Consider the following 21,273-nt stretch of genomic DNA (forward strand, 5'->3'; position numbering starts at 1 on the left):
CGACGCTGCGCGGGTCGCATTTGGACAATCTGACGTTCAACTTCAAGGGCGCGACCAGAAGGTCAGCGCCCTTTCGTTTCACGTCACCTTGTCTCAAATGCGACCCGCTCGCTGTCCGTCCTCTAACCGCGGCGTTGTCTTGCTCCGGATGTAGCAGTTAGGGACGCTCCTTTTCTGTCGGCAGTTTGGGACACTCCTTGGGTAGTCGTTGGGGACATTCTTGTTTGACTAGTCGTTTAAGAACGTCCCCAACGACTATCACTCTGTCAAACATGCCCTCGAGTCGCACGGTTCCCTTCGAATCGATCATACAAGCCCCCAATCTGTTCGGTTTCCCCAGATTGTGAGCCCGCATACCCAAGCCGCACGGCCCGCCGTTCAGCTGAAACCACCTACCAAAAAGGGACAGGTTAATTTGGGCAGCTTTTATCTGGGCAAACGTCCAAACCGCCGCGAGAGAGCTGCCTTCCCTCGCGGCGGTCTTCTAGCAGAAAAACCAAGTGAGTAGACTTTTTGCAGGAAGCCAAGCACGCCCCAAAACGCCACGGCTCTGACCTGCGGTTTTATTGAGCATTTGTCGCGATGTGCTTGGCAGGTTCAAAATAGTCTACTCACTTGTATCTAAGACGCACCAGATTGGCAAAAACCGCCGCGAAAGGGCCCCTGGTCCCTTCGCGGCGGTCATACGCCTCTGATTTTGCGACGATTTTGCCCGCTTGTTACTCGCTGTAACGGGTGGCGATGGCAGCTTGTACCATGCCGGTGCTCATGAGATAGGTCACCAGGAAGTAGCCACCGTATGCTGCCAGGAAGATTGCACAGGTGAGGCCCACGGTGCCGCCGATGCTCATATTTCCGAAAATGCTCACCAGCTCGATGATCACCTTAAGTGCCACAAAGGAGTGCGCCAGGCCCACTGCCAGCGGGAACAGGAAGAATACCGCTTGCTGCGCCATCACCGAATGGCGAATCTGGCGGTCGTCGCAGCCGATCTGTGCCAGCACACGATAGCTGCGGCTGCCGTCGGCCACGTTGGAGAGTTGCTGGATCGACAGAATCGCCGCGCATGCAACGACCAATACAAAGCCGATGTAGATGGCTAGGTAGCTAATAAGACCGTTCATTTGCGCTGCTTGCGTGTACATCTCGGAGCGTGTGATGAAGGTTCCCCACGACCCCGGCTCCTTGCCGTCAACGAGCAGATTGTCGAGCACAGTGTATTTAATACTCTCGTCTGCCTCGGTCGTATCCATCCCCTGTTTGTAGTTAACGAGCAGGCTACTGGAATACGGCTGCAGATTAAGTTGGGACAACAGCTCGTCGGCAACGACGACGGTACCCGGATTACTGCCCATCGCCGAGTTGGCGATGGCCGCCGTATCTTCGTCCGACTTATCGGCTGCGGGCTTGAGTGTATGCCCGCCCAAGGTGAGGGTATGGCCGCCGGCCATGTATTTGGTGTACAGGTCGACCAGCTCGCCGCCCATATCACACGTGAGCAGATACTGGTCGTGACCGATGTGCACCGGCTCCTCGCCCATCATCTGGCGCAGTTTGTTGTACTGGCTCGCCGGCGTCACAAACAGACCCATCGCATCGGCATTGCTACCCCCGAACGCCTTGGGAAGCTTTTCGCCCATGATCTTGCACATCTCACTTGGGGTCACCGAAGGATTCGAGCCGCCAACCGGGTAACTCAGATACGAATCGATCTGCACATGCTCACCGGCAACATCGGCGATATTGACCTTCTTGCCGGTCTCGTCGTTGTTGTCCGCCGACTTGCCCTTAATGCCGTCCGCAACGTTATCGGAATCGATACGATCGCCGTGCCATGGATCGCCGTGCCATGCGGGGTACAAATCGACCGTTGTATCGGCCAGCACCATGCGATCGGCTTCAGACGGATTGATGTACTCTTTGTAGTAGTCAAGCGTATCGGGCGTGTAATAGACATACGTCTGAGACACGTCAACAGGGTTATAGCGCTCCAGGTTCTCGTTCATCACGTTGGCAATCGACATACCGCACGTCACCGAGGTGATGGCCAAAAACAGGAGCATCGCGATGACGCCCATCGAAAAGCACACCGTGTTGACCTTGGCCGCAAGCTGGCGCACGGTAAACATGTTGAGGCCGCGCCAATACACGCCGCGCAGGCTCTGCAGCAGCTTGATGAGCATGCCTGAGAGTCCCCAGAACAGGGCAAAGGTGCCCACGGTAACCATAGCGGTCGTAATACCAAACTGGTTCATGGCCTCTTGCAGCTTGCTGTCCGTCGCGGTTAGCGGGAACCCATCACGTAGCAGACGGTAATAGGCCACGCCCACAAGCGCCACGCCCACGGCAAAGATGGCAATCGCAATCCAGGGGTTGCGTGTCTTGATGCTCTCGTTGCGACGCTCGGCACCCATAAGCTCGATAAGTTTGGTACGACGCACGGCGCGAAGGTTCAGCAGTAGCGTGAGCACAAACATCACGAGCATGCAGACAAGGGTCAGGTTGAACGCATGCACCGAGAAAAAGAAGTGGAAATTGGCGATCTGTGTCTTAAAAAGCGAGGCCGTAAAGAACGTCATGAGCTGGGAGAGTCCCACACCCAGCACAATGCCGGCGACAAAGGCCACGACCGAGACAATCACCGTCTCGAGCGCCATGATCGTGGCGACGCGTCCGCGCCCCATGCCGAGCACCTGATACAGGCCAAACTCCTTCTTGCGGCGTTTCATGATGAAGTTATTGGCATACACCATCAAAAAGGCCATGACACCGGCCAAAAAGTACGTCAGGTCGCCGAGCATGCTGCCCATAACCTGCGCCAAGCCCTTTTCATCGATGCCGGCGATGTCGACTTGCATCGAGATGGTGTTAAAGGCATAGAAGACCGTGACGCCCAGGGTGAGCGTCAAAAGGTAGACGAGGTAGTCGCGGCCGGCGCGGCGGACGTTGCCCCAAGCGAGTTTACAGAGCATCGGAGCCCTCACCGCCCATCATGGCAACGACCTCCATAATGCGGTCGAAGAACTCTCGGCGGTCGGTGTCGCCGCGGCGCAGCTCGGTGAAGATCTTGCCGTCGCGAATGAACAGCACGCGGCTCGTGTAGCTGGCGGCAAAGCTGTCGTGCGTGACCATGAGCACGGTGGCGCGTAGGCGGCGGTTAAGGGCCTCCAGGCTCTCGAGCAGCAGGCGAGCGCTCTTGGAATCGAGGGCGCCGGTGGGCTCGTCGGCCATGATCATGGTTGGGTCGGTGACGAGCGCGCGAGCCGCGGCAACGCGCTGCTGCTGACCGCCGGACATCTGGTAGGGATACTTGTCGAGCACCTGGCTGATGGACAGGCGCGCGGCCACATCCTGCACGCGAGTCGAAATCTCTGCCGAGTTTGTGCGGGCGATGGTGAGCGGCAGGGCGATGTTCTCGCGCGCCGTGAGCGTATCGAGCAGGTTGGAATCCTGGAAGATAAAGCCGAGCTCCTCGCGGCGGAACTGCGAAAGCTTAGCCTGCTTCATGCGTGTTACGTCCTGCCCGTTGATGCGGATGGTGCCGCTCGTGGCGCTATCGATGGTCGAGACGCAGTTGAGCAACGTCGACTTGCCCGAGCCCGAGGCGCCCATGATGCCAACGAATTCGGCGCGGTTGACGGTAAAGCTGACATCGTTGAGCGCGCGGGTCACGTTGCCCAGCGCTCCATATACCTTTTCGAGATGCGCGACCTCCAGTACCGGGGTCGCCATGTGCGTGGTTTGCATACCGAGTCCTTTCTTGCAATTAGTCTACGGCATCTATAGTCGCAAGAAGACGAGTCGGCTACCATCGATATGGCTTACGCTTGCCTTACCGTTGTGTAAGGTACGGGTAGCTAGCCTGTCACGTGTTGATGTTGAGAGAGGACTCCTGTTGAAGACTGTTCATGTTGCCGCTGGGATCATTCGCAAGGAAGGATCCGACGAGCTACTGGCCGTGCAGCGCGGCTATGGCGACATGCAGGGACTTTGGGAGTTCCCAGGTGGCAAGCTCATGCGCGGCGAGACGCCCGAGGACGCCGTGCGCCGCGAGCTCATGGAAGAGCTGCAGGTGAAGGTCAACAACCTGCGCGATTTCTACACCGTTGAGTATGACTACCCCGATTTTCATCTCTCCATGGAATGCTACTACTGCTCGCTCGCCGATGAATCCGCTGAGCCTCAGAAGCACGACCGTCAGCTCGATATCCGTTGGATTCCGCGCACCTCGCTTGCCACCGTTGAGTGGATGCCCGCCGACAAGGGGCTTATCGATGCCCTGATTGAGTTGAAGGAAGATCGGCTTAAGGTCAACAGCACTGCCAAAGATGCCGAGGCCGCCACGACCGAGGAGCCCGCCACCAAGCCCAAGCGAGCACCTAAGCGCCGCAGCAAAAAGCGTCCCAAGCCCGGTCTGCTCGACGGCATCGATACCTCGGACCTTTCCGCCGACGAGCGCGAACTGGTGCGCCGTCGCGCCGCCATCAAAAAGTCCATGAAGGGCAACAAGCGCGCCAACACCAAGCCCGAGCTGCTCGTTCGCCAGCGCCTGCGCGCCGCGGGCCTCACCGGCTATCGCCTGGAATGGAAGGTTCCCGGCAAGCCCGACATCGCCTTTCCTGGGCGCAAGATCGCCATCTTCGTCAACGGCTGCTTTTGGCATCGCTGCCCTAAGTGCAGCCCGAGCCAGCCCAAGCGCAACGTTGAGTTTTGGGAGGCAAAGTTCCGTCGCAACGTCGAGCGCGACCGTGCTGCTGTGACAGCACTCACTCAAATGGGCTGGACGCCCATAACCATCTGGGAATGCGAGCTCAAAAAAGACCGCATCGACGCCACGATGGAAAAGGTCATCGAGCAGGTGCGAGCCGCAGAGCCGCAGCGCTAACAGCGAGCATTCACACGCTCCGCACGTCTGCGCCACATCCACGTCACAAACCTTAGAAAGCCCTTAAGCCCAAAACCTTTCAAGAGTGTTACTCGATACCTCTGACCTGCGGTTTCATCGTAACACCAAACCAGGTTAAGCCTTTCTTTAGCGCTTCTTTGCAGCAGCCGCGGCATAATACTGCCAACGCACGGGACCTAGCAGCAAACCCCGTGCGCAACCTTTTGGTGGATATCGAGGAGGCCGCATAAGCATGCATTCTTCCAATGACGCAGCACAGCAGCCATCCCTAAATCATGCAGACCTTTTCTCCTTCCCCCCGACACAGAGAAACGGCCTCCTCGACTCCCCCACCACAAAAGCCAAACGCTCAACCGACCAAAGCCACAACTTGCGAGCATCGTTCGAAAAGCTCCAAGCATCCCTAGACAAGGCGTTCCCCGAACAGGCAAGAGCAATCTAAGCCCATCGCGCTTTATACTGATGCCATGCGAAACATGGATCACATAGAATTGCACCGCGGAGGACGCGAGGAAGCTTTTCCCGAGACCGCCGAAGACTGGCCCTATATTGCCGAACGCGCAGAATTCGCTCGCTATCCGGGCAATTCCATCCCCTGGCACTGGCATTCCGAAGTTGAGCTTTTCTACATGGAGCAGGGAGCGATTGACTATCGAACGCGCGCGGCTCATGAGCACGTACGCTTTGAGGAAGGGTCCGCCGGCTTTATCAACGGCGGCGTTTTGCACAGCACGCTGCAATCACCCAATTCGGCGCCAGCCATTCAAATGCTGCATATCTTTCAGCCGTCGATGCTCGGCGATCCCGCGGGACGTCTCCAAAAGCGCTACATCAACCCATTGCTTCAATGTCGAGGCGTCGATGTGCTCAAATGGTCGCCCACCAATCCCGACGATATGCCCTTTATTGATTTGCTGAAGAGCTCCTTTAGCCACGACCTTCAACGGCCGCAGAACGAGATGGCGCTTCGAAATAGTTTGTCAGAGCTCTGGATTCAGATTAACGCCAAGGCCGAACCGCTCTTTTCCTCCGACAACGCCTCTTGGATGACCAACCGCGACGTACAGTTCAAGGCAATCCTGGACTATATCCGCGCAAACTATGCAGCCGCTATAGATGTGCCCCAGATGGCATCTGCAGCCGGCGTAAGCGAAAGAGAGTGTTACCGCATTATCGAAGCTTGCGCAGGAACGACCCCGGCGGCATATCTGCGTGCATACCGCGTAAACCGTGCTTGCGAACTTTTGGCACACACCACGCGAACGGTCCAGACAGTCGCGCGCCAATGCGGCTTTGCGACAGCAAGCCATCTTGGCCAGGTATTTAAAGAACAAATGGGATGCACTCCTTCGAGCTATCGAGCAGCGAGGCAGAATCTCGATAGCACCAGGCAGAAATCCCGCTAGCCCTTCTTCTGCCACTGCATCAAACTTGCAGGCAAACAACAGAGAGGAGCAATCATATGAAGCACTTTGACCATATCGTATTTGACGTTGATGGGACATTGGCAGATACAGAAGAAAGCGTTCTGTCATCGCTTGTCCAGATTGTCCAAGAAGAGACCAGCAAAACGCTCCCCCGACACGGGCTTGATTTTGCCCTCGGCATACCCGGCAAGGATGCCCTTGAGAAACTTGGGATCTACTCGCAGGCAACGTTGGATCGCTGGTGCCAAGTTGCCGCCAGCTTTAAAAGCACCATCAGCGTGTTTCCAGGTTTGCTTGAAGTCATCGCAACACTCGCCGACAACGGCTGCAAACTTGGCATCGTCTCCTCACGTGCGCGCGACGAATACGCAGAAGAAATTGCACCCCTTGGCTTCGATAAGTATTTTGAGCACATCATCCTTGTCGAAGACACAACCGAACATAAACCCGCACCCGCTCCCATGCTCGAATATCTCCGGCGTACGGGCGCGAATCCTGGCAACGTCGTCTACGTTGGCGACACCGTCTACGACGAACAATGCGCAACTTCGGCAGGGGTCAGTTTTGCCAGAGCGGCATGGGGATCACACCAAGACATCCCAAATGCCACCTACAACCTCGAAACCCCCAACGACCTGTTAACCCTAACAACCAAATAACCCACGCGTCCCACCCTTTCAGTCCCAACGCCACAAGGGCGACGACCTCGAGTAGGTCAACCTGGGAGGGACGAGGGCTTAGTTCCCCAATCTTTCCGCAGGGGGCAAAAAGCCTCGCCGCACGAAGTGCGCAGCGAGGCTTTTTGCATGCCCGAGGACGATTGGGGAACTAAGCCCTCGTCCCTCCCCGGGATATGTAGCGAGTCAGAGTACCCTTGCTGTTACTCTGCTTTGCCCACAGAGTTGAGGTTGGTCATGCGGATCTTAACCAGCTCGGTAATCTCACGCATGCCCTCCTTGGCCGGCTTCTTGGGGTCGAAGCAGGCGGGGTTCTCGGCCATGTAGGCCATGAAGCCCTTGGTGTAGGCCTGACGCAGCTCAGTGGCGTAGTTGACCTTGCAGATGCCGTTCTTCACGGCCTCGGCGACCTGCTCATCGGGCACACCGGAAGTGCCGTGCAGAACCAGCGGCACGTCGACGGCGTCGCGGATGGCCTTGACCACGGACTGCTCGATGTGAGGATCGCTCGTGTACACGCCGTGGCTGGTGCCAACGCCAATGGCCAGCGAGGTGCAGCCGGTGCGCTCGACGAACTCCTTGGCCTCGGCCGGATCGGTGTAGGGGCTCTCGCCCTCAACCGCGGGACCGTCGTCCTCCTTGCCGCCAACCTTGCCAAGCTCGGCCTCGACGGGCACACCCATGGCGCGGCCAGCGTCGGCGACGGACTTGGTCAGGGCGATGTTGTCCTCGAAGGACTCGTGCGAACCGTCGATCATGACAGAGGTGTAGCCAGTGCGGAAAGCCTGCATGCAGCGGTCATAGCCATCGCCATGATCGAGGTGCAGGGCGACGGGCACGGAAGCGCGCTCGGCGGCAGCCTTGACCATGCCGTAGAAGTAGTCCAGACCAGCGGTCTTGATGGTGCCCGGGGTGGTCTGCATGATGACGGGGGACTTGGTCTCCTCGGCAGCGGCCAGAACGGCCATAACAAACTCGAGGTTCTCGACGTTGAACGCGCCAACGGCGTAATGGCCGGCCTGAGCGTCCTTGAGCATCTTTTCGGTGGTAACAAGTGCCATGAGCGTTTGCTCCTCTCCCTCGCCCGCATCTGGACATCGGGCGTACGTGTCCGCAAGGCGTTTTACCTTGCGTTTTGCTGCGTCCATTGTATGAAATTCAGCGGCTTTGCATGTGCGAGATATTGAGCCCATGCAGGTCAATACAGTCGTTTTTGAAAAGTAAACGGAAGGAATTGGAGCCGAGTGGGCGTATTCGATATTGAATTTTGGGCGTTCAGCGTCTTTCTTTTATAGAAAAGATAAGTAATCGAAAGGCGTTTTCTTACTCAAAAAGAAAATGAACGAAAATAGAGTCAACACAATTCCTGCAAATTTAGCCGAGAATGGAGCAAGCATGGCCCAAGCCACCAACCGTGCCTTTGCCGACGAACGCCGTACCGCCATTATGGAAATGCTCGATCATAATGCCTCGGTGCAGGTAGCAGAAATCGCCCAGACCTTTGGCGTGTCCTCCGTCACCGCCCGCGCCGACCTGGACGCGCTCGCCGAAGCAGGCAAGCTGCGCCGCACGCACGGCGGTGCCGTATCACTCCACAAACGTCTGACCGTCTCCACGCAGGATCGCCGCATCAATGTCAACGTCGCCGCCAAGCAGGCCATCGCGCAAAGCGCCATCGAGCTCGTCAATGACGGCGACACGCTGCTCGTCGACTCGGGCACCACGGCGCTCGAGTTCGTCCAGCTCCTCGATCAGCGCGACGGTATCACCGTCATCACGGCCGACATTACCATTGCCGATTACATCGACGAGAGCATGCCCTCAGTCGATGTCGTCATGCTGGGCGGGGCGCTGCGCAAAGGCCATCGTTATTTGTACGGACCGCTCACTATGCAGGCGCTCCAAATGGTCCATGCCGATCTGGCCGTCATGTGCCCCGGCGCCTTTGTCCCCAGCTGCGGCTTTACGACCGACTTTCCCCAGATGGCCGAGACCAAAACGGCTATGATCACCGCGGCCCATCAAAGCGTCGCCCTCATGGACGCCAGCAAGGTTAACGGACGCGGCATGTACCGCTTTGCCGAGCTTGCCGATGTCGACTCCATCGTGATGGACCGTGACCCCGACCATGCCGTCGCCACCTCGATCGCCGAGGCCACTGACAGCTCACGTCCAGCCCTCGTCATCGCCGGCGCTTAAACAAAAACCACCACAAAGGTGCCTGTCCCCTTCGTGGTGGTTTGAGCGTTAAAAGCGATATATCGCTACTTGGACAGCTCGTCGGCGAGGGCCTCGATTTGGGCGCGCGAGGCGTCGTTGAGCGAGCCCAGCACAGTCACCTTGTTCTGCGTCAGGGTGATGTCCTTCATGCCCTCGAGCTCCTTGGTCATAACCTTGGCAGCTGCGGGCGCCCAGGAACCGGACTCGACAAGCGCCACGGTGCGGTTCTGGTAGGCATGCTCGGCGAGCGTGTGGATAAAGGTGCTCATGCACGGGAAGATCTCGCCCTGATAGGTAATGGAGGCGAGCACCAGACGGTCGTAGCGGAACGCATCCTCAACGGCCTCGGCCATGTCGTCGCGAGCCAGGTCAAAGACGGAGACCTTCTGGCCGCGAGCCTCGAGCGCAGATGCGAGCTCCTCGACGGCAGCCTTCAGATGGCCATACACGCTCGCATAGGCAATCGTGATACCCTCGTCCTCGGGCTGATAGCTCGACCAGGTGTTATAGGTGTCGAGGTAGTAGCCCAGGTTCTCGGTCAGCACGGGGCCGTGGAGCGGGCAGATGATCTGGATGTCCAGATCGGCGGCCTTCTTGAGCACAGCCTGCACGAACTTGCCGAACTTGCCGACGATGCCAAAGTAGTAGCGGCGAGCCTCGCAAGCCCACCCTTCCGGATCTTCGATGTCGTTGGCGCCGAACTTGCCAAAGCCGTCGGCACTAAAGAGCACCTTGTCGGTGGCCTCGTAGGAGAAGAGTACCTCGGGCCAGTGAACGTTGGGGGCGCCGACAAAGGTCAGGCTGTGGCCGCCCAGGTCGAGCACGTCGCCCTCTTTGACGACCATCTTGCGCTCGGGGTAGTCGGTGCCAAAGTAGTTGACCATCATGCGGAAGGCGCCCATGCTAGCCACAATCTGTGCCTGGGGATAGCGCTCCATAAAGGCGGCGATGCCAGCAGAGTGATCGGGCTCCATGTGATGGACGACCAGGTAGTCGGGCGTACGGCCATCGAGCACGGCCTCGAGGTTGCCGAGCCACTCGTCGACAAAGCCGCCATCGACCGAATCGGCGACGGCAATCTTCTCGCCCAAGATAACGTAGCTGTTGTATGCCATACCATTCTCGGACACGTCGTACTGGCCCTCGAACAGGTCAATGTCGTGATCGTCGACGCCAATGTAGCGGATATCCTTGGTGATCTCCATCAGGCAAAGCCTCCTAGATAGACAAAAGAACCCGTCTATCATAACACTCGCCTTTAGAGCCACAGCTATCTACCGGCATCCTTATCGATTGTTATTGATGCGGAATATACCGCTTTTGACCTGCAAAAACTATGCGCGAGGCTCTGCCGTGCTATGTCGAACGATGAGCTGACCGGGGATGCGAATGGCGACGGTTTTGTCCGTTGCCCCCGCCTTGGGAACCGCGTGCTCGAATACCTCGCGCCCACGCTGATGCAAATCGAATCGAACGGTCGTGAGCTCGTTATGCGCGACAAAGTCGTCGAGCGAGTCATCGACGCCCACCACGCTCACGTCCTCGGGCACGCGCAAGCCGCTATCGCGCAGCGCTGCAATGGCGCCATTTGCCATCTGATCGTTTGCCGCATAGATCGCCGTCATGGTGCGATCGTGCTCGGCCAGGTACCTACCGGCCTCGTAACCGCTGTTGGCAGACCAGTCGCCCTCAAGCGGCTCTACCGGCTCGATGTGCTTACGCTCGAGCGCATCCTGCCAACCGGCGCGACGGAACTGCTCGTCGACCGAAAAGGACGGGCCGCCGATATAACGAATCTGCTCGTGTCCCAGCTCAAACAGATGATCCATGAGCAACAGCGAGCAGCCGTAATGATCGGAGTCAACCGTAGTCACCCGCGGGTGCGCATACATGGTAACGATGACCGTGCCAATACCCGGCAACGGATCGAACGTCTCAAAATCGGGAGCCATACGGCTCATGCCGATAATGATGCCGTCCACGGGCAGCGCGGCCATACGACGTGTTGCCTCGGCAAGAGAGAATTCCTCGGTCTTGGACATCTCGACCAGTGTGATGGCGCAATTATGCTCGCGAGCAGCGCTGGCGATGCCGTCGATCATTGAGAGGTTGCCAAACTTGGTGACATCGTTGACGCACAGGCCGACCGAATGGTAACGGCCGTCACGCAACGAACGGCCGGCATAGCTCGGACGGAAGCCGAGCTCTTGCATAGCGGCTTGCACGCGCTGGCGCGTCTGTTCGTTAACGTTGGGCAATCCGTTGGCAACGCGCGAAACCGTCTGTTGCGAAACACCGGCAGCGCGGGCAACGTCGGCCATGGATACCGGACGCGTACCCGTATCGTTGGAAGGGCGCCTTGCCACAAAATCACCTTCGCTCTCGCAGGATCTGAATAGTGCGAATGTCGGCCCGGGCAGAAACACACCCCGCGCCGAAGTCCGCTATCGTCGGACGCATGTTAACGTACTCTACTTTTTCTATCAGCGGTTCTTTTGCTCCATATGTCCATACGGCCACACCGTTCACGGCCGAAAATCTACCGATTACCAGATTCTCAAAAATAGATATGCGTTGTGTTATGAGTACGTTAACATACCCTTTAACGTGCGGCGCCGCGAACGTCTGGTTTGTGGTGCTCAATATTGTTAACGTACTCATAATGACACGGACCAGTCCCTCCGGCGTCAAGGAAAGGACCCGTATGACCGCCCCCGACGAAAAGATACTCGCCACCCTCACCAAGCTGTTTGAGGAGGAGTTTGGCCCCATCGACGAGCGCCAGGTGCTCTACGTGCACGCGCCCGGCCGTTCCGAGATCAGCGGCAACCACACCGACCACGAGGGTGGCCACGTTATCGCCGGCTCGCTCGATGTCGCCGTTGACGGCATCGCCGTAGCAACCGACTCCAACAAGGTCCGCGTCGCCGACGAGGGCTACCCCACGTTTGAGATTACGCTCGACACGCTGGATGTTCAGGAGTCCGAGAAGGGCACGTCCGCAAGCCTCGTGCGCGGTATGGCCCACGAGGTCGTAGCACTTGGTGTTGAGCCCAAGGGCTTCGACTTCGCCTTTACCTGCTCCGTTCCCTCGGGTGGCGGACTTTCGAGCTCCGCCGCCGTCGAGGCCGCGTACGGTCGTGCCATGGAAACCCTCTGGGGCGCACCCGCCATCGAGCCCGTCGCGCTCGCCCAGATGAGCCAGCGCACCGAGAACAACTATTACGGCAAGCCCTGCGGTCTGATGGACCAGGCCGCTGTGTGCCTGGGCGGCCTTGCCTACATGGACTTTGAGGATCAAGCCCAGCCTAAGACCCAGAAGCTCGAACTCAACTTTGAGGATCACGGCTACGCGCTCGTGCTCGTTAAGGTCGGCGCCGATCACGTGGCCGCCACCGACGACTACGCCGCCGTTCCGCGCGAGATGCAGGACGTCGCCGCCGAGTTTGGCAAGGCACGCCTATGCGAGGTCGACGTTGCCGACTTTGACGCCAAGCTCCCCGAGCTGCGCGCCAAGCTGGGCGACCGTGCCTGCCTGCGCGCCGTTCACTACTGGTACGAGAACGGCCTGGTCGATAAGCGCTGGGCCGCCCTGAACGCCGGCGACATCGACCAGTTCCTGGTCCTGACGCGCAAGTCCGGCGCCAGCTCTGCCATGTACCTGCAGAATGTCGTTGCCAAACTGGGCTCCGAGCAGCCCTCGATGTATGCCCTAGCACTGGCCGAGCATGTGCTTGACGGCCGCGGCGCCGTCCGCATCCACGGCGGCGGCTTTGGCGGCACCATCCAGGCCTTCGTGCCGCTCGACCTAGTCGACACCTTTATCACCAAGATGAACAGCTGGCTGGGCGAGGGCTCTGCCCGTCACTACGCCATCTCTGACAAGGGGGCTTACGCGGCATGGCTGTAATGACCGACGTGTGCGAGGCCACGCAAGGCCTGATTGAGTATGCCATTCATCGATCCATGATCGGTCAGGACGATCGCATCTGGGCATACAACACCATTCTGGAGTGCATCGGTGCTACGGGCCCGGCGCTCGACATGGCCTGGGCGCTCCAGGTCGAGAAACTCTCGCTCTTGCACCCCGATACCCTGCCCGACTTTGACCTGGAGGGCACGCTCGCCGCGCTTTCCGAGGCCGCCGTTGCCAACGGTGCTGCCGAGGACACGGTGTCGGGCCGCGACCGCATCGCCATGCGCATCATGGGCGCGCTCATGCCGAGGCCTTCGGTTGTAAACGAGGAGTTCAACGGCCGCATGGGCGTCAACGAGCCCCGCGCCGCGACCGACTGGTTCTACGGTCTGTGCTGCGACGCCGGTTACGTGCGCCGCGCCGCCATCGCGCGCAACATCAAATGGCGCACCCCCACCAACTGGGGCGACCTGGAGATCACCATCAACCTGTCGAAGCCCGAGAAGGACCCGCGCGACATTGCCGCAGCCGGCGCCGCAAAGAACACGGGTGAGAAGTATCCCGCCTGCCAGCTGTGCATCGAGAACGAGGGCTATCCCGGACGCTCCGCCGCAGCCGACGGCGGCGCTCACCCCGCTCGCCAGAACCTGCGCGTTATCCCCATCCAGCTCGACGGCGAGCGCTGGGGCCTCCAGTACAGCCCGTACGCGTACTTTAACGAGCACTGCATTGCTATGAGCTCCGAGCATCGCCCGATGCACGTCGACCGCAAGGGGCTGACCTGCCTGCTCGATTTTGTGGACCTGTTCCCGCACTACTTTATTGGCTCCAACGCCGACCTGCCCATCGTGGGCGGCTCGATTCTGTCGCACGACCACTTCCAGGGCGGCGCGCACGAGTTCCCCATGATGCATGCCGCCGAGGTCTCGCAGTTTAGCGTGCCCGGCTTTGACCAGGTCAGCGGCACCGTATTGCAGTGGCCGCTTTCGGTGCTGCGACTGCGCTCGCACGACCGCGCCCAGCTGCTCGACGCCGCCGAGAAGATTATCCTCGCTTGGCGCGAGTGGACCGATGAGTCGGTTGGCGTCGTCGCGCGCACAGCCGACGGCGTTGCGCATAACACCGTGACGCCCGTCATCCGCCGCGTCGACTCCCGCGGCAATGCTGGCGGCGAGATCTACGAGGCCTACCTGGCGCTTCGCTGCAACATCACGACCGACGAGCATCCGCTGGGTGTTTTCCACCCGCATGCCGAGTATCACCATATTAAAAAGGAAAACATCGGCCTGATCGAGGTCATGGGCCTGGCTATTCTTCCGCCGCGCCTGGTTCCCGAGCTCGGCGCTGTCCGCGAGCATCTGCTGGCAGCCAAGGCCGATGCCAGCTACGACCTTGCCGGTGCGCTCGAGGGCGATGATCTATGCCGCAGCCACGCCGCATGGGCCGAGGATGTCTATGCCCGCCGCGCCGACGAACTTACGGCCGACAACGCCATCGATATCCTGCACGAGGAGGTCGGCGTGGTATTTGGCCACGTGCTCGACAACGCCGGCGTCTTTAAGTGGGACGAAGCTGGCCGCGCCGCCCAACAGCGCTTTATCGACTCACTGTAATGATCCCTTGGGGACGGAGGAAAACGGATCATTTCGTCTTCAAGACAACTGCGCCCGCCGGCAACATCGCCGGCGGGCGCAGTTTTTGAGTGTAGTCATTGGGGTCATTCTTAAGGGGCGTTCTTAAACGACTAGTCATTAAAGAGCGTCCCCAATGACTACTTGCGACCAAGGCAACGCCGGTGTCTTGGCAACGACAGACACTATGACCCAATCCGAGGGCACTAAATAGATAGGAGCCCCCGCTCGTGACCGCGGGTCGGGGCTGCGACAATGATGTTGAAGTGCCATAGGCGCAGCCGCGCCGCAACGAGGTTGGGAGGCTCCCATGCCAAAGTATTCTACCGCGTTCGGGATGGACGTCCACCTGAGGTCGACCACCGTCTGCGCCCTCGACGCGGACACCGGCGAGGCCGTGACGAGGAGATTCCCCGGCAACCCCTGGGGCGAGATCGCCGCCTGGATGGACGGGTTTCCCGGCCCGTCGCTCGCCGCCTACGAGAGCGGCTACCTCGGCTTCGCCCCGCAAAGGGAGCTCGCCGGGCTCGGCGTCGAGTGTGTCGTCGCCGCGGTCTCGAAGATCCCCAGGTCGGCCGCCGACTCGGCCTCCAAGAACGACAGGAACGACGCCGCCAGGATGGCCAAGGCGATACTCGCCCACGACATCTCCCCGGTGTGGGTCCCCTCCCCCGAGGTCGAGGGCATCAGGGACCTCGCCGGCGCCTACGACGGGGCGACCGCGCGCCTGGCGACCGCCAAGCAGCGGCTGCTCGCCTTCCTCGCAAAGCGAGGGTTCGCCTACGGCGGCACCACGCCCGCCGGCAACCCGAGGAAGTACTGGACCTACGACTTCCTGAGGTGGCTCGACAAGGTCAGGCCGGAGGACGATGGCGGGATCCGGACGCTCGCCGCCCTGAGGAACGAGGTCGAGGCCGCGGCGGAGGCCCGGGCGGACCTGCTCTCCGAGTACAGGGCGGCCGTGGATGCCAGCCCGATCGCCGCGGAGGTGGCCGCCCTCCAGTCGATCAAGGGCTGCGCCTTCGCGCTGGCCGCAGCCTTCTCGGCCGAGGTCGGTGACTTCACGAGGTTCCGTTCCGGAAGGCAGGTCACGGCCTACTTCGGCCTCGCGCCGAGCCAGAGGTCGAGCGGCGAGTCCGTGCGGCTCGGAGGCATCAGCGGTGCGGGCAACGCGCTCGTGAGGAAGCTGGCCGTCGAGGGCTCATGGTGCTACGCCGCGGCGCGGCACCAGCCGAAGCTCATGCCGAGGGACACGGGCGTGCCCCTCGAGATAAGGATGCACGGGAGGAAGGGGTCCGAGCGGCTCCTGCGGCGGCGCGAGGAGATGCTCGCCCGCGGCATGCCCCAGGCGAAGGCCAACGCGGCCACCGCGGCCGAGCTCGTGAGGTGGCTCTGGGCCCTCGGCATGATGTGCCGGGAGGGCGCGGAATAGACATAGCCCCCGTCCCGGCGAGCCGGGCGGCCTTCGGGGACACCCCCTATTTCGCTGTGCGCGCGGAGCCCTCCGCATACGCCCCGACAGACTTGGGGAACCCCGCCGAAGGAATGGAGTGCGGGCCGACAGAACGGTATCCGCGGATATGAGACTGAGCCGAAGGCGTCGATGACATGCCGGGGGCGGACCGGGACGGGTTAACGGCAGGCCCCGCCGACCGATTGCAAGCGGTCGGCGGGGCCATTGTGGCTCTTGACAGTGGATTGGGTCATATGAGCGAAAACCCGCCAGAGCGAGCAAGGTGCCTTGAAACGAGGCGGCATTGACCTTCTGGTCATGCCGCCGAAGTTGAAAGGCAGATTGCCGCTCTGGCGGGTTTGCAGCGTCGCGCCGTTACGCGGTTTGGTAAAACCGCGTAACCCTACAGTTCAGTCACGACAACGCTGTTGTAGATCTCGTCCCAGCGGTCCATGACCAGGTGGCCAGTCTTGGGATCCATGGCGTTGAGCTTGCCGCAGGTATTGGCGGTCTTGAGCACCGTGATGTCGTCGGCACCAGCAGCAATGGCATGCGCAAAGCCGGCGATGGTCGAGTCGCCGGAACCCGTCGCGTTCACTGCCGCAATCGCGGGCGTCTTGGCGCGGAACGCGCGACCCTCATGGAAGCCCACCGAGCCGGCAGTGCCCATCGAAACGACAACCCAAGGGATACCGGCAAAGCGGCCATCGGCGGCAAGCGCCTCACGCAAGGCATCGATATCATCGGTCGTAAAGGACGTACCTAGCAGGCCATTAATCTCGGTCAGGTTGGGCTTTACGAGCTCAGGCTTAGCGTCGGACTCCAGCGCGGCCTCCAGCGATGCACCCGAGGTGTCGAGCAGCACCTTAGCGCCCGCCTCCTCGGCGATCTTGACGAGCTCGGCATAGTAGCCGGCATCGACGCCACGCGGCAGCGAGCCCGAAAGCGTCACAACGTCCGCCTTCGCTGCAAGCTCGGCGAACTTGGCCGTAAAGGCCTCGAGCTCGGCCGGGGCGATCTGCGGGCCGCTCTCCAGCAGCTCGGTCTGATTACCCTCGTGCAGAATATTCAGGCAAATGCGCGTCTCACCGGCGATGGGCACAAAGTCATTCTTGACGCCATCGGCATCCATGAGCTCGGCCATATAGGCACCCATGTGGCCGCCAAGCAGGCCGGTCGCGAGCACGTCGTCACCCAGCTGCAGCAGCACACGGCTCACGTTGAGGCCCTTGCCACCAGCGGTCTTTTCGGGCATCACGCGGTTAACATCGTCGATGATCAGCTTGTCGAGCTGATAGCGCGTATCAATCGACGGGTTCATGGTAACGGTCAGAATCATGTTGGACTCCTGTTTAGAAAACCGGCCCGCGCCCCTCACAGAAACGCGAGCCGTCAATTAAAAAGCTGCAGAATGCCGGGTACCGCCAAAACGACGCACACGAGCTCAGCAAGCAAAAGTTTTATCAGAGTAGCTCGCACGCCAGATGGCTTCGCAGCGTCGACTGGTCTGGCGTTCGGTAGAACGCCGGAACCTCCTTAGTCGTGGTATTCGCCGCGGTCCCACTTCTCCAGGAACTCGTCAAAGAAGTGCGGGTCGGCCTGAGCCTCGGCGTCGGCCTTATTGCAGGCATCGATCTTGGCGATCAAGGCATCGTGCTCGGGAGTCTTGTCGTAGGGCTCCTCCAGGAAGGCAAGCATGATGTCGGCCATCAGGAACTCGCCGGTGATCTTGCCGCCAAAGCCCACGATGTTGGCGTTGAGCTCGCGACGGGCATACAGGGCAGAGGTCATGTCGCGAACCAGGGCGCAGCGGGCGCCGGGAACCTTGTTGACGGCGTTGGTGATGCCGATGCCGGTGCCGCACAGGGCCACGCCAAAGTCAGCCTTGCCGCTGGCAACAGCCTCGCCCACGGCCTTGCCGTAGATGGGGTAGTGCGTACGGGTGTGGCTGTAGGTGCCGCAGTCGAGCACCTTGTAGCCAGCCTGCTCCAGGCGGTCGGCCAGATAGATCTTCTCGTCCGTAACGATATGGTCGCAACCGATTGCGATGGTCTTCTTCATCAGAACGTCCTTTCGTCTGAATTCACAAGTTGAGGTAGAAGTTCGAGTTCTCGGTGGCTCTCGTTAGGCCATCTTGTTGAGCATGTCGACACGGATCTGGTGACGGCCGCCAGCATACTGGGCGCGCAGGAACTCGCGGGCGATCTTCTTTGCGACCTCGGTGCCCACAACGCCCGGGCCCATGGTGACCATGCGCGAGCCGTTGTGCTCGCGGGTCATGTAAGCGGAACGCTCGTCGGAAATGTTGGCGACGACCATGCCCTTGATCTTGACGGCGGCCATATAGGAGCCGACACCGTACTTATCGAATGCGAAGCCCTGGGAATCCTTGTGCTCCAGCAGGTCCTTGGCAACGGCGGTCGCGGAATCGACAAAGTCCGCGGCAGGGGTCTCGGAATAGTCGACGACCTCGTGACCGTCGGCGATGAGCATCTCCTTGATGGACTCCTTCATCGACATACCGTCGGCATCGGAAGCGATTACAACTCTCATGACATCCTCCTTGAGAGATACGCAGGTGCGTAGTTTCTGTTTGGAAGTGTTGAATCGCGTTCAGGTCCGGGCATCTGAATGTGCGGTTCTTCACTGTTCATGTTTATTTGAACACATTCGAACAGTAACTGCAACAACTATTTGTTTATCTTTGTTCTTTTTTGAACAAATATCGTTCACGGATGATTGCTGACCGTTTGAGCCGGGCGCGGACGTAGCGACCATGTGTTCAACAAATCAGAACCACCCTTAAAAAGGGTGGTTTGCTCTTAGGGTATAACCCACGGGCCCCGGGCTCGCGTCTAAAGGCGCGGGCCCGGACTTCGTCCAGGCCTAGTGCATCTTGACCCGTGGCGCGCCGGTCGAACCGGCGGGATCACCCCCTCTTGAAGGGGTCCTCGTACTCCTTCACGCTCAGCTTGTCCAGCGCGATGTCGTGGGACTCCTGCTCCCTGATGTACTTGGCGATCGTCGCCTCGTTCAGGCCGACGGTGGACACGTAGTAGCCCTCCGCCCAGAACTTCCTGTTGCCGAACTTGTACTTGAGGTTGGCGTGCCTGTCGAATATCATCAGCGAGCTCTTCCCCCTTCAGGTAGCCCATGACGCTCGCGACGCTGTACTTCGGCGGGATCGCCAGCAGCACGTGCACGTGGTCGGGCATCAGGTGCCCCTCGATTATCTCGATCCCCTTGTACTCGCACAGCTTCCTGAGGATCTCCCCTATGTCGCTCCTGATTTGGTTGTAGATCACTTTGCGCCTATACTTCGGCGTGAACACGATGTGGTACTTGCACATCCACTTCGTGTGGGAAAGGCTGTAGGCCTTCTGGGCCATGGCGACCACCCCTTCGACTCGAATTCTTGACGGCCTGAACAATCGTCAATATCGGTCGGAGGGGTGGCTTTGTAAAGCCGTTTGTCTCCACCCGCGTAGCGGGTGGTTCAAAGCTGGCCGCTGCGCGGCCAGCAGACTAAAGTCTTGAACAAAAGGGCGGCCGAGAACGTGTCTCGGCCGCCCTTCGGCGGTATTCCCCGGTATATACAGCTGTTTTAGCTACTCGGACTGCCCGCCCTTTTTGGCGTGCTTGGACGGAGCGCTCAGAAAGCGACCCGTCAGATAGTTCGCCGGGCCGGAAATATCAATCCCCAGTAGCACGTGCCCCAGCCACAAAAACGCCGCGAGCACCAGCAATGGAATCACGCACGAGGTCACGATCATCACGATGACGCCTTCGATGAGATCGGTCACTTGCCGCACAATTTCATCGGTCATCTGCTTGGCGCCGCTGGTCACCGACGTGACGAGACCCGAGGCACCGTCGGCAAGCTGCTCAAGCACGTTCTTGGACTCTGTGGACTCGGTCTTTTTCTTGCTTGTTTTGGAGCTATCGCTATCTGCCGCGCTCGCAGCGTCGGTCGCCTTTTGCTCGGCCGCCTCGATGCTAACGCGATACGTTTCGTCGACCTTTTGCGACACCCATACGCTTGCAGGCACCAACGCCATGCCAATTATGGCGACCACCAGCACACGCGTTGCCACGCGGCGAATGACGCCGCTGGTGCTCCAGCGTCCGTGAATACCAAGCGACACTGCAAAGAGCACCAGCGCAAACGGAATCAGGATGCCCAGGCCAACCGACCACAAAATAGTCAGCAGATATTTCTCAAGATAGAGCACGGCAAGCACGATACCCAAGTTTCCCGAAAGCTGCGCGAGCTGCTCGGCAACTGGCGTTCCCGTATCGCCCGGCAGCGCAGTGATACCCGCAGATAGGGCGACGCACGAGGTCGTGAGCGCCAAAACATTGCCCTTCTTTTGATCGATGACCTCGATGGTGGAGTCCCAGGTCTTGGTATCGGCAAAATGCGGACGAGCTACAAAGCCCGACAACAGCGCCAGTACCACGAGCGCAACGATAAAGCCAATCTGCAGTTTTTTGTTTGCGCACACGACATCGGACAGGCTGGGCTGCAGCTCGGTTACCGTCGTGTGCTCGGTTATCTGGACAGGACGCCCATGAGTCATCTCGTGCGCGTCTCCCTTTTGAATCAATCCGTTGCCCGGCATTTGGATACCTCCTTATTCCGGCCTGTATTGCGGATGGAAGTATACCCACCCAGCGAAAAACCGAACGGGAGGGCATGCAGAAGCTCCATAACGCTGCTAGTCGAACAGTGCCCTTTCAAAACTATGCCGGTTTACTACGGTAAAACCGATAGGACCGACCACATTTGCTATTAGCAGAAAATGACAAGCTTTCTACCTGTGGCTTTGATAACGCCGTTCTATCCATAGTTGAAAGAATGCGATTCATCGTAGTAAACCGGCATAGTTTTGTAACCGACAGGCCGAGTCGGCACCGCAGCAAACCTAATAACCCGTTTTCTTCCATCCTCAAAGGATCAAATGCATGGCAGGAGTGTCCCTAACTGCCGGCAGATAAGGAACGTCCCCAAGTGCCGGGTAAATCAGAACCACCCTTAAAAAG

At 59.6% G+C, this 21,273-nt stretch carries 16 protein-coding genes and 1 pseudogene; 7 read left to right on the forward strand and 10 right to left on the reverse strand.

Annotation, left to right across the window (positions count from 1 at the left end):
• Positions 1 to 719: 719 nt before the first annotated feature.
• A complete protein-coding gene (locus tag OGM60_08585) occupies positions 720 to 2,972 on the reverse strand; it encodes an ABC transporter permease (protein UYI98935.1) in 2,253 nt (750 codons plus the stop codon).
• On the reverse strand, positions 2,962 to 3,732 hold the full coding sequence (locus OGM60_08590) for an ABC transporter ATP-binding protein (protein ID UYJ00177.1): 771 nt from the start codon (positions 3,730 to 3,732) through the stop codon (positions 2,962 to 2,964). The genes OGM60_08585 and OGM60_08590 overlap by 11 nt, the downstream gene beginning before the upstream one ends.
• A 163-nt stretch (positions 3,733 to 3,895) precedes the next feature.
• Here OGM60_08590 and vsr point away from each other — a divergent pair, with 163 nt between their 5' ends.
• The 3 genes from vsr to OGM60_08605 all read left to right on the forward strand — a co-directional run bounded on the left by vsr (position 3,896) and on the right by OGM60_08605 (position 6,992).
• Positions 3,896 to 4,885 (forward strand): DNA mismatch endonuclease Vsr, encoded by a 990-nt coding sequence (vsr, locus tag OGM60_08595; protein UYI98936.1) that lies wholly within the window; start codon positions 3,896 to 3,898, stop codon positions 4,883 to 4,885.
• A 497-nt stretch (positions 4,886 to 5,382) separates the two neighbouring features.
• Positions 5,383 to 6,312 carry a helix-turn-helix domain-containing protein gene (locus OGM60_08600; protein ID UYI98937.1) on the forward strand — a complete coding sequence of 310 codons (930 nt, stop codon included), beginning with the start codon at positions 5,383 to 5,385 and terminating at the stop codon, positions 6,310 to 6,312.
• Between the two features lie 56 nt (positions 6,313 to 6,368).
• Positions 6,369 to 6,992, forward strand: coding sequence for an HAD family hydrolase (locus tag OGM60_08605; GenBank protein UYI98938.1), 624 nt, complete (start codon positions 6,369 to 6,371; stop codon positions 6,990 to 6,992).
• 221 nt (positions 6,993 to 7,213) lie between these two features.
• On the opposite strand, the gene OGM60_08610 is transcribed toward OGM60_08605, so the two are convergent.
• Positions 7,214 to 8,071: a class II fructose-bisphosphate aldolase gene (locus tag OGM60_08610; protein ID UYI98939.1), complete on the reverse strand. Its 858-nt coding sequence runs from the start codon at positions 8,069 to 8,071 to the stop codon at positions 7,214 to 7,216.
• Between the two features lie 334 nt (positions 8,072 to 8,405).
• On the opposite strand from OGM60_08610, the gene OGM60_08615 reads away from it, so the two are divergent.
• On the forward strand, positions 8,406 to 9,209 hold the full coding sequence (locus tag OGM60_08615) for a DeoR/GlpR family DNA-binding transcription regulator (GenBank protein UYI98940.1): 804 nt from the start codon (positions 8,406 to 8,408) through the stop codon (positions 9,207 to 9,209).
• Between the two features lie 65 nt (positions 9,210 to 9,274).
• On the opposite strand, the gene OGM60_08620 is transcribed toward OGM60_08615, so the two are convergent.
• Positions 9,275 to 10,435 (reverse strand): FprA family A-type flavoprotein, encoded by a 1,161-nt coding sequence (locus tag OGM60_08620; protein ID UYI98941.1) that lies wholly within the window; start codon positions 10,433 to 10,435, stop codon positions 9,275 to 9,277.
• A 129-nt stretch (positions 10,436 to 10,564) separates the two neighbouring features.
• On the reverse strand, positions 10,565 to 11,551 hold the full coding sequence (locus tag OGM60_08625; protein ID UYJ00178.1) for a LacI family DNA-binding transcriptional regulator: 987 nt from the start codon (positions 11,549 to 11,551) through the stop codon (positions 10,565 to 10,567).
• Between the two features lie 383 nt (positions 11,552 to 11,934).
• Between OGM60_08625 and OGM60_08630 the strand changes: the two genes are divergently transcribed.
• From OGM60_08630 to OGM60_08640, 3 genes are all read left to right on the forward strand, one after another.
• Positions 11,935 to 13,140 (forward strand): galactokinase, encoded by a 1,206-nt coding sequence (locus OGM60_08630; GenBank protein UYI98942.1) that lies wholly within the window; start codon positions 11,935 to 11,937, stop codon positions 13,138 to 13,140.
• The gene (locus OGM60_08635) at positions 13,140 to 14,759 is read left to right on the forward strand and encodes a UDP-glucose--hexose-1-phosphate uridylyltransferase (protein ID UYJ00179.1); all 1,620 of its coding nucleotides are present in this window, start codon (positions 13,140 to 13,142) and stop codon (positions 14,757 to 14,759) included. The genes OGM60_08630 and OGM60_08635 overlap by 1 nt, the downstream gene beginning before the upstream one ends.
• 328 nt (positions 14,760 to 15,087) lie before the next feature.
• Positions 15,088 to 16,209: an IS110 family transposase gene (locus tag OGM60_08640; protein UYI98943.1), complete on the forward strand. Its 1,122-nt coding sequence runs from the start codon at positions 15,088 to 15,090 to the stop codon at positions 16,207 to 16,209.
• A 424-nt stretch (positions 16,210 to 16,633) separates the two neighbouring features.
• On the opposite strand, the gene OGM60_08645 is transcribed toward OGM60_08640, so the two are convergent.
• From OGM60_08645 to OGM60_08665, 5 genes and pseudogenes are all read right to left on the reverse strand, one after another.
• A complete protein-coding gene (locus OGM60_08645) occupies positions 16,634 to 17,569 on the reverse strand; it encodes a hexose kinase (protein ID UYI98944.1) in 936 nt (311 codons plus the stop codon).
• A 197-nt stretch (positions 17,570 to 17,766) separates the two neighbouring features.
• On the reverse strand, positions 17,767 to 18,291 hold the full coding sequence (lacB, locus tag OGM60_08650) for a galactose-6-phosphate isomerase subunit LacB (GenBank protein UYI98945.1): 525 nt from the start codon (positions 18,289 to 18,291) through the stop codon (positions 17,767 to 17,769).
• Between the two features lie 63 nt (positions 18,292 to 18,354).
• Positions 18,355 to 18,783, reverse strand: coding sequence for a galactose-6-phosphate isomerase subunit LacA (gene lacA / locus OGM60_08655; GenBank protein ID UYI98946.1), 429 nt, complete (start codon positions 18,781 to 18,783; stop codon positions 18,355 to 18,357).
• A gap of 376 nt (positions 18,784 to 19,159) precedes the next feature.
• A pseudogene (gene tnpA / locus OGM60_08660) lies at positions 19,160 to 19,619 on the reverse strand (IS200/IS605 family transposase).
• Positions 19,620 to 19,838: 219 nt separating this feature from the next.
• Positions 19,839 to 20,852, reverse strand: coding sequence for a hypothetical protein (locus OGM60_08665; protein UYI98947.1), 1,014 nt, complete (start codon positions 20,850 to 20,852; stop codon positions 19,839 to 19,841).
• Between the last annotated feature and the right edge of the window lie 421 nt (positions 20,853 to 21,273).

Source organism: Coriobacteriaceae bacterium, assembly GCA_025757745.1.
In the GTDB taxonomy this organism is placed as follows: Bacteria; Actinomycetota; Coriobacteriia; order Coriobacteriales; family Coriobacteriaceae; genus Collinsella.

Bases quoted from the DNA above. Each gene is read 5' to 3' on its own strand.
- OGM60_08645 (UYI98944.1), bottom strand. From the start codon at position 17,569: ATGATTCTGACCGTTACCATGAACCCGTCGATTGATACGCGCTATCAG.
- OGM60_08635 (UYJ00179.1), top strand. From the start codon at position 13,140: ATGACCGACGTGTGCGAGGCCACGCAAGGCCTGATTGAGTATGCCATT.
- lacA (UYI98946.1), bottom strand. From the start codon at position 18,783: ATGAGAGTTGTAATCGCTTCCGATGCCGACGGTATGTCGATGAAGGAG.
- OGM60_08585 (UYI98935.1), bottom strand. From the start codon at position 2,972: ATGCTCTGTAAACTCGCTTGGGGCAACGTCCGCCGCGCCGGCCGCGAC.
- OGM60_08620 (UYI98941.1), bottom strand. From the start codon at position 10,435: ATGGAGATCACCAAGGATATCCGCTACATTGGCGTCGACGATCACGAC.
- lacB (UYI98945.1), bottom strand. From the start codon at position 18,291: ATGAAGAAGACCATCGCAATCGGTTGCGACCATATCGTTACGGACGAG.
- OGM60_08630 (UYI98942.1), top strand. From the start codon at position 11,935: ATGACCGCCCCCGACGAAAAGATACTCGCCACCCTCACCAAGCTGTTT.
- OGM60_08640 (UYI98943.1), top strand. From the start codon at position 15,088: ATGCCAAAGTATTCTACCGCGTTCGGGATGGACGTCCACCTGAGGTCG.
- OGM60_08665 (UYI98947.1), bottom strand. From the start codon at position 20,852: ATGCCGGGCAACGGATTGATTCAAAAGGGAGACGCGCACGAGATGACT.
- OGM60_08615 (UYI98940.1), top strand. From the start codon at position 8,406: ATGGCCCAAGCCACCAACCGTGCCTTTGCCGACGAACGCCGTACCGCC.
- OGM60_08600 (UYI98937.1), top strand. From the start codon at position 5,383: ATGGATCACATAGAATTGCACCGCGGAGGACGCGAGGAAGCTTTTCCC.
- OGM60_08590 (UYJ00177.1), bottom strand. From the start codon at position 3,732: ATGGCGACCCCGGTACTGGAGGTCGCGCATCTCGAAAAGGTATATGGA.
- OGM60_08625 (UYJ00178.1), bottom strand. From the start codon at position 11,551: ATGGCCGACGTTGCCCGCGCTGCCGGTGTTTCGCAACAGACGGTTTCG.
- OGM60_08610 (UYI98939.1), bottom strand. From the start codon at position 8,071: ATGGCACTTGTTACCACCGAAAAGATGCTCAAGGACGCTCAGGCCGGC.
- OGM60_08605 (UYI98938.1), top strand. From the start codon at position 6,369: ATGAAGCACTTTGACCATATCGTATTTGACGTTGATGGGACATTGGCA.